6 protein-coding genes are annotated in these 7214 nt (G+C 62.5%); all 6 read right to left on the bottom strand.

Going from position 1 to position 7214, the window contains the following annotated elements:
- Positions 1–162: 162 nt before the first annotated feature.
- On the bottom strand, positions 163–1350 hold the full coding sequence (gene lpxB, locus Q0L57_RS01250; protein ID WP_296736648.1) for a lipid-A-disaccharide synthase: 1188 nt from the start codon (positions 1348–1350) through the stop codon (positions 163–165).
- A complete protein-coding gene (locus tag Q0L57_RS01245) occupies positions 1340–2242 on the bottom strand; it encodes an LpxI family protein (RefSeq protein WP_296736646.1) in 903 nt (300 codons plus the stop codon). The genes lpxB and Q0L57_RS01245 overlap by 11 nt, the downstream gene beginning before the upstream one ends.
- Positions 2229–3065 carry an acyl-ACP--UDP-N-acetylglucosamine O-acyltransferase gene (gene lpxA, locus Q0L57_RS01240; RefSeq protein WP_296736643.1) on the bottom strand — a complete coding sequence of 279 codons (837 nt, stop codon included), beginning with the start codon at positions 3063–3065 and terminating at the stop codon, positions 2229–2231. The genes Q0L57_RS01245 and lpxA overlap by 14 nt, the downstream gene beginning before the upstream one ends.
- A 15-nt stretch (positions 3066–3080) precedes the next feature.
- Positions 3081–3542 carry a 3-hydroxyacyl-ACP dehydratase FabZ gene (gene fabZ, locus Q0L57_RS01235; protein ID WP_296736641.1) on the bottom strand — a complete coding sequence of 154 codons (462 nt, stop codon included), beginning with the start codon at positions 3540–3542 and terminating at the stop codon, positions 3081–3083.
- On the bottom strand, positions 3535–4590 hold the full coding sequence (gene lpxD / locus Q0L57_RS01230; RefSeq protein ID WP_296736639.1) for a UDP-3-O-(3-hydroxymyristoyl)glucosamine N-acyltransferase: 1056 nt from the start codon (positions 4588–4590) through the stop codon (positions 3535–3537). The genes fabZ and lpxD overlap by 8 nt, the downstream gene beginning before the upstream one ends.
- A gap of 78 nt (positions 4591–4668) precedes the next feature.
- A complete protein-coding gene (gene bamA, locus Q0L57_RS01225) occupies positions 4669–7032 on the bottom strand; it encodes an outer membrane protein assembly factor BamA (RefSeq protein ID WP_296736636.1) in 2364 nt (787 codons plus the stop codon).
- Positions 7033–7214: the final 182 nt, after the last annotated feature.

The raw sequence follows: 7214 nt of genomic DNA, 5'->3' as shown, positions 1-7214 counted from the left end.
AAGGAAATGATCGAGGATCCGCACCAGAAGATCGGCCGTCCGCGCCAGCTCTACATCGGCGCCACGGAACGCGATTACGTGCCGATTGCGAAGAGGTGAGTGAGTAGCGAATAGGGAGTAGTGAGTAGGAGCGCCGCTGAGTGAATGCGTACTCACTACTCACTACTCACTACTCACTACTCCCCTCCTGATACAGCCGATCACCACCTCGGCGGCGATCTCGCCCGAGGGTCTGCCGGTCGCCATGCGACGGGCAATCTCGGCAAAGCCGTCTTTTTGCCAGGCGCGCATGCCGGTGTCGGAAAACAGAGCCTCCAGTTGCCGGGCAAGGTTCTCGGGCCGGACATACTGGTTGTAGAATTCCGGAACCAGCGCCCGATCGGAAATCAGATTGGGCAGCAGGGCCGACCAAGTGGTCACAAGATACTGTGAAATGAGGCGCGCGATGGGATCGAGCTTGTAGCTGGAAACCATTGGAACGCCGCTAAGCGCAAGCTCCAGAGAGACAGTCCCGGAAGCGATCAATGCCGCATCGGCCTTGCCGAAGGCCTGCCATTTGCGCTCCGGCTCGATGATGATCTCCGGTTTGTCATCCCAGGTCGAGACGGACGCCCTGACCAGATCGGCGACATGAGGCACTGTCGGCAGCAACAGTCGCAAGCGATGGCCGCGTTGCCGCAGCGCCGACATTGCTTTGCCGAACGGTTCGATCAGCCGCCGCACTTCGCCGCGGCGCGAGCCCGGCAGAACGAGCAGCGTCTTCACGCGGTCCCCGGACAGGTCCTTGGGCAGGCCCTGCGCGCTGGCGGCGCCGAGCACGCCCGGATCCTTCGTCAGGCGATGGCCAACATAGGTGCCGGGCGGTCCGCCGAGACGGGCAAGCGCCTTCACTTCGAACGGCAGGATGCAGAGAATGTGATCGACATAGGGTTTCATCGCCACCGCCCTGCCGGGCCGCCATGCCCAAACGCTTGGGCAGACATAGTGGACGATCGGTATAGTCGGGGCTATGGAGCGCACCTTCTTCGCGACACGCAGCGAAAAATCGGGGCTGTCGATGGTGATGAGGCAATCGGGTCGCTCCGCGGCGATCGTCGCCGCCGTTTGGCTGATGCGGCGCATCAGGCGTGGCAGATCGCGCAGGACCGCCGTAAAACCCATCAATGCAATCTCGCTGCCGTCGAACAGCGGCGTCAGCCCCAGTTCCTGCAGATGACGGCCACCTATGCCCACAAGCTGGATCTTGCGGCCCGTCGTCCGCTGAAGCGCCCGCACGACGTCCGCGCCTAGCAGGTCACCCGATTCCTCACCGGCGACGATCGCGACCTTGAGCGGCTTCTCACCCGCCATTGACCGGCTCCGTCACAGGCAGCCCCACGATGAATAGCCCGAGCGCATTGGCCAGCGACAATGTCGCCGGCCCCTCGAGGATGAGCGAGCGGCCGGCCTCGACAGCGATGCCCGCAAGCCCCGCGGCATGCGCGGCCTCGACCGTCTGCGGACCGATGGAAGGCAGGTCGGCGCGCAACTCCTGACCAGGCTTGGCGCACTTGACCAACACCCCGCGTGCCTTTCCGGCGACCCTGCCGTGATGCCGCAATTCCTTCGTCCGTTCCAGCAAGCCGGCAGTGCCTTCGATGCCCTCCAGCGCAATGACCCGACCGCCAACCGCAATCGCCGCCTGGCCGATATCTAGCGCCCCGATCGCTTTGGCCGCGGCGCGGCCCGCCTCGATGTCGAGCCAGTCGGACCTTTCCGGCTCGACCATCGTCAGCGTGCCTTCGGCGGCGGTCAGTTCGGGAACGACCTCATGCGCGCCAACCACCTTGACCCCCCTTTTCTCGAGGCCCCGGGTCAGAACTTTTAGAAGTCCGTCGTCGCCACGCGCCAGCGCCAGGATCACCGACGGCACGATCGCCAGCAATCCGAGGCTGGGACGCATGTCGCTCAACTTCGGCCTGCGCTTGATCTCGCCGGCGAGGACCAGATGGGTTACGCCATGGCGTCTCAGCGTCGACATCAGGGAACCGATCTGCTCGAGCGCCATGACGACATGCTCGTATCGACGGAGCTGCGGCTCCCGGTCGACCTCGCCTTCCATCAACAGAATGAACGGGGGATAGCCGTGCGTGGCCAAGCCGTCGGCGACCTCGACCGGCAGGCTGCCGCCGCCAGCGATGATGCCGACCCTGGAGCCCGGCGCGAGTGCAAGCGCTGGCCTGGCGAAATCAGACCTCGTCATCGCCATTGTCATCGTCACCACCGCCTTTCAGCGGCGGGACGGTATAGTGCCGCTTGCCGCGGCTGGCGATGAAGTCGATCATCTTCATGGCCGCCGGTGACGAGGGAAATTCCGCCCTGGCAAACTCGACATTCTCGCCGACGGTGCGGGAACGGTCGAACATCGTCCTGTAGGCCTTGCGCAGCAGATAGATCTCGGCGCGCGGCAGGCCGGAGCGTTTCAACCCGATAATGTTGAGGCCGCGCAGCTTGGCGCGGTTGCCGGCAGCAATGGCATAGGGAATGACGTCGCCGACGACAGCCGAACAGCCACCGATGAAAGCGTTGTCGCCGACGCGCACGAATTGATGGACCGCGGTCAAGCCGCCGATATAGACGTTGTCGCCGATCTCGCAGTGGCCACCGAGCGTCGCACCGTTGGCGAAGGTGGCATTCCTTCCGACGACGCAGTCATGTGCGATATGGGCATAGGCGAGGAAATTGCCGTTGTCGCCGACGCTCGTCTCGCCGCGGCTGGAATCCGTGCCGACATGCATGGTGGCGCCTTCGCGGATAGTGCAGTTCTCGCCGATCACCAGCGTGGTGCGCCCGCCCTTGTGCTTGGTGTTTTGCGGCGGCGCTCCCAGCGTTGCCATCGGATACACCTTGGTCGCGGCGCCTATGGCGGTAGCACCGATCACCGAAACATGGCTGACCAGCTCGACGCGGTCGCCGATGATGGCGTCGCCACTGACATGGCAGAATGGTCCGATCCGGACGCCTTCGCCGAGTTGGGCGCCTTCCTCGACGATCGAGGAAGGATGGATTGATGTCTCGACTTTCATGAGCATTTCGAACCGTCAGTCGGTGACCATCATAGCCGAAACCTCGGCTTCCGCGACCTTCGCGCCGTCCACGACGGCCTCGCAGGCAAACTTTAGCAGGTTACCGCGCTTCTTGATTTTCTTGACGTGGATCCTGAGCTGGTCGCCAGGGACGACCGGCTTGCGGAACTTCGCGTTGTCGATGGTCAGGAAATAGACGAGCGACGGCTTTTCGGTGTTGAGGCTGCGGATGCAGATCGCGCCGGCCGTCTGTGCCATCGCCTCGACGATCAACACACCCGGCATCACCGGTTGCTGGGGAAAATGCCCCTGAAAATGCGGTTCGTTGATGGTGACGTTCTTGATGCCGACAGCGGATTCGTCGCCGTCGATGTCGACGATGCGGTCGATCATCAGAAACGGATAACGGTGCGGCAGAAGCTTCATCAGCCCCAGAATGTCGACCGCCTCGAGTGTCGTCGCAACCATGTCAGCCATTTCCATCGCCCTGCTTGCGCGTCCTGGCCATCCTGCGCAGCATCGCAATCTCGCGCATCGCTTCAGCCATCGGCTGCGCCGGATAACCTGCCCAGACCTCGCCTGCCGGAACGTTGCTCATGAACCCACTTCTCGCAGCAAGCCTTGCTCCCGGCCCGATGGTCAGATGATCGGCGAGGCCGACGCCACCACCCATGGTGACGTTGTCGCCGACGACGACGGACCCGGAGATACCCGAAAGCCCGGCTATAATGCAATTGCGACCGATGCGAACGTTGTGGGCGATCTGCACCAGATTGTCGATCTTGGTGCCTTGACCGATGACGGTATCGGACATGGCGCCGCGGTCGACGGTGGAGTTCGAGCCGATCTCGACGTCGTCCTGGATGACGACGCGGCCGATCTGAGGAACTCGCTCGGGCCCCTTGGCGCCGGCCACGAAGCCAAAACCGTCCTGCCCGATCCTGGCGCCGCCATGTATGATGACGCGGTTGCCGATCAACGCATATTGGACGCTTGCGCCCGGGCCGACATAGCAGTCGCGGCCGATCTGGCAGGCGCGTCCGATGACAGCGTGCGGCGCGATTACGGTACCGCCGCCCACCGATACGCCCGGACCGATCACGGCGCCTGCCTCGATGATGGCGCCAGCCTCGACATGCGCAGAGGCATCGACATAAGCCTGCGGCGAAACACCGGTTTCCCCGGTCATCGGTCCCGGGGTGGCGGCCTGCGGAAACAGCAGCCGGCCGACCATCGCGAATGCCTGCTGCGGCCGCGGATGAACCAGAACGGCGATGCCTTGCGGCGCCTTGCTGGCGAAATCGGGCGGGCACAAGACTGCGGCCGCCCTCAACGACTGCATCAGGGCGAAATTGCGCTTGCCATCGACGAACACGAGCGCGCCGTTGCCGCCCTCATTGGCGGGCGCCAGCGCCTCGATGGCGATATCTGATTGGCCGGAGTCGAGCAGCGACGCGCCGGTCAGATTCGCGACTTCGCCTGCCGTGTACCGGCGTGATGGCGCGAAGAACACCGGATCGGTCATTCCAGATGCTATATCCAGCTAGGTCGGATCAATCTCTTCCGGGCCGTCCGAAGGCCCGGAAACATCATAACCCGCGGATCAGAAACGGGTCGCTATGCCGAAGTTGAATTCCTGAATGTTGTCGCTCGCCTGCTTCTTGACCGGGATCGCATAGTCGATGCGGATCGGACCGAAGGGCGAAGCCCACATCAGGCCGAGACCGACCGAAGCGCGCCACTGCATGCCGGTCGTGGTCGTATCAACGCCCTGAAGCGTGTTGCCGTAGAGCGTTGCTGCATCCGCGAAGACCGCGCCACGCAAGCCGAAGCTCTCCGGAATGACCGGCAGCGGGAACTGGGCTTCCGCCGAGGCGTTGAAATAGGTCGAGCCGCCCAGATGGTCGCCGCTACCCCCAGAAGCGACCGGACCAATGCCGCCATATTCGAAGCCGCGGATCATGCGGTCGTTGCTCTGGAAGTAGTCAAAGATGCGCAGGTTGCCGTTGCCATAGCCCTCGAGGTGGCCGGCGCCCCCCGAGATCAACCCGACCACGTCAAGCTGCTCGGAAAGCGTCTGGTAGACGCTCGCGCGCCCCGTGAACTTTACCCACTTGGCGTCGCCGCCGAGGCCGGCGAATTCCGTACCAAAGTTGGCGTAAAGACCCTCATGCGGGTTCTTCATGTCGTCGATGGTGTTGTAGACCAGCCCGAGGCTGACCGAAGACTTGAGCCACGGGCTTTCCTGGATACCCGCTTGGACGGGAATGGAAACGTCACATTTTGCGGGATCCAGCACCCCATTGGTGAGACAGTTGTCAGGATAAGAGTACTTTTCCTGCGAGATATTATACGCAAGCTGCGTCGAGATGCTGTTGGTGATCGGCAGGCCGAAACGGACGGTGGCGCCAGTGACGTTGGTGTCGTAGTGGCTGTACTCGCGGGTCGATCGGTAAATATCGAAGCCAGCCGCGATGCGCCGTCCAAGGAAATATGGCTCCGTGAAGGAGAGGCTGTAGTCGCGCGAATTCTTGCCACCGCCTGCAGCCAGCTTGATGTACTGGCCACGACCGAGGAAGTTGCGCTCCGTGATCGAGCCTTCGACCGACGGTCCAGGCGTTTCACCACCGGTCGAATAACCGGCGCCGACAGAGAATTCGCCGGTCGACTTCTCGACAACGGTGACCACTAGAACGACCTGGTCCGGAGCCGTGCCAGGGACAGTCGAGATATCGACGGACGTAAAGTAATCAAGGGCTTCCAGCCGCTTCTTCGCGCGCTGGATGAGAACCTGATTGAAAGCGTCGCCTTCGCTGACGTCGAACTCGCGACGGATGACATAGTCGCGCGTGCGATCGTTGCCGCGGATTTCGATACGCTCGATATAGGCCTTGGTGCCCTGGTCGATGGTGTAGACGACCGAAATGGTGTGGTTTTCGAAATTGCGATCACCACGCGGCGTCACCTGGGCAAACGCATAGCCCGAGCCCGCGACCTTCTCGGTCAGCGCGACGATCGAATCCTCGACGTGCTTGGCGTTGTAGACGTCACCCTTCTGGGTCTCGACCACCGACTGCAGCGCTTTCGAGTCGACCTCGGGGATCGTGCTTTCGACGCTGACATCGCCGAACGTGTAACGATCGCCTTCCTGAACGGTGATGGTGACCGTGTATTTGTTGGTGGCGCTGTCGAGCTCGCCGACAGCCGAGACGACCTGGAAGTCGGCATAGCCATGATTGTAGTAGAAGCGGCGCAGCAACTCCTGGTCGGCGCGCAGCTTGTCCTCGTCATAGACGTCGTCGCGCAGCACGAAGGAGAGCCACGACGACCGCTTGGTGTTGATGACGTCCGACAGGCGGCGGCTGGAATAGGCGTGGTTGCCGACGAAATTGATCGCGGCGATCTGGGTGCGGCCGCCTTCGGTGATGTTGAAGACGACGTTCACGCGGTTGTCGCCGAGGTCCATGACCTGCGTCGTCACGCCGGCATCGTCACGGCCGATGCGCTTATAGGCCTGCTTGACCGACTCGACGTCGGCGTCGAGCGCCTGCTGCGAGAAGGTCGCGCGCGGCTTCAGCTGGATTGCGGCCTGAAGCGCGTTGTCCTTGATCTTCTTGTTGCCCTGGAACAGGACCTGGTTCACGACCTTGTACTCGGAAACCTTGACGACCAGGGTCGATCCGACCTGGTTGATCTGGACGTCCGAGAACAGGCCCGTGCCGAACAGCGCCTTGACCGCGGCGTCGACGTCAGCGCTGGAAAACGGCTTGCCGGGCTTGATCGAAATGTAATTGCGGATGGTCTCCGCATCGACACGCTGGTTGCCGGTGACCTCGACCCGCGAGATGACAGCAGCCTCGGCTACCGATGTAGCAACGAACTGCACGGCGAGCGCGCCTGGCAGAACCAGGGCGGCGGACAGGGCCGCCGCTGACGCGGCGCTCAGAAACTTGGATGCTGCCTTCATCGGGCTTTTGTACCTTTTTCTCGTAGTCCCCACGGCGAGAAAACCGGACGTGCGGTATTTCCCCTACCGTATTAACCGGATTTTCCCTACACGCAAGGCTCCCGGTTAATTTGTATTTACTTAACCGTACCGCGTGGCTTTCGCGTCACGCATATCCCCACGCATGGTAAACGGCATCTCAA

The organism is Mesorhizobium sp., from assembly GCF_024509055.1.
Classification (GTDB): domain Bacteria; phylum Pseudomonadota; class Alphaproteobacteria; order Rhizobiales; family Rhizobiaceae; genus Mesorhizobium.
Note: the sequence above shows the minus strand (reverse complement) of the source record. Positions and strands in the feature narration are given on the sequence as shown.

Bases quoted from the DNA above. Each gene is read 5' to 3' on its own strand.
- lpxB (WP_296736648.1), bottom strand. From the start codon at position 1,350: ATGGCGGGTGAGAAGCCGCTCAAGGTCGCGATCGTCGCCGGTGAGGAA.
- Q0L57_RS01245 (WP_296736646.1), bottom strand. From the start codon at position 2,242: ATGACGAGGTCTGATTTCGCCAGGCCAGCGCTTGCACTCGCGCCGGGC.
- lpxA (WP_296736643.1), bottom strand. From the start codon at position 3,065: ATGAAAGTCGAGACATCAATCCATCCTTCCTCGATCGTCGAGGAAGGC.
- fabZ (WP_296736641.1), bottom strand. From the start codon at position 3,542: ATGGCTGACATGGTTGCGACGACACTCGAGGCGGTCGACATTCTGGGG.
- lpxD (WP_296736639.1), bottom strand. From the start codon at position 4,590: ATGACCGATCCGGTGTTCTTCGCGCCATCACGCCGGTACACGGCAGGC.
- bamA (WP_296736636.1), bottom strand. From the start codon at position 7,032: ATGAAGGCAGCATCCAAGTTTCTGAGCGCCGCGTCAGCGGCGGCCCTG.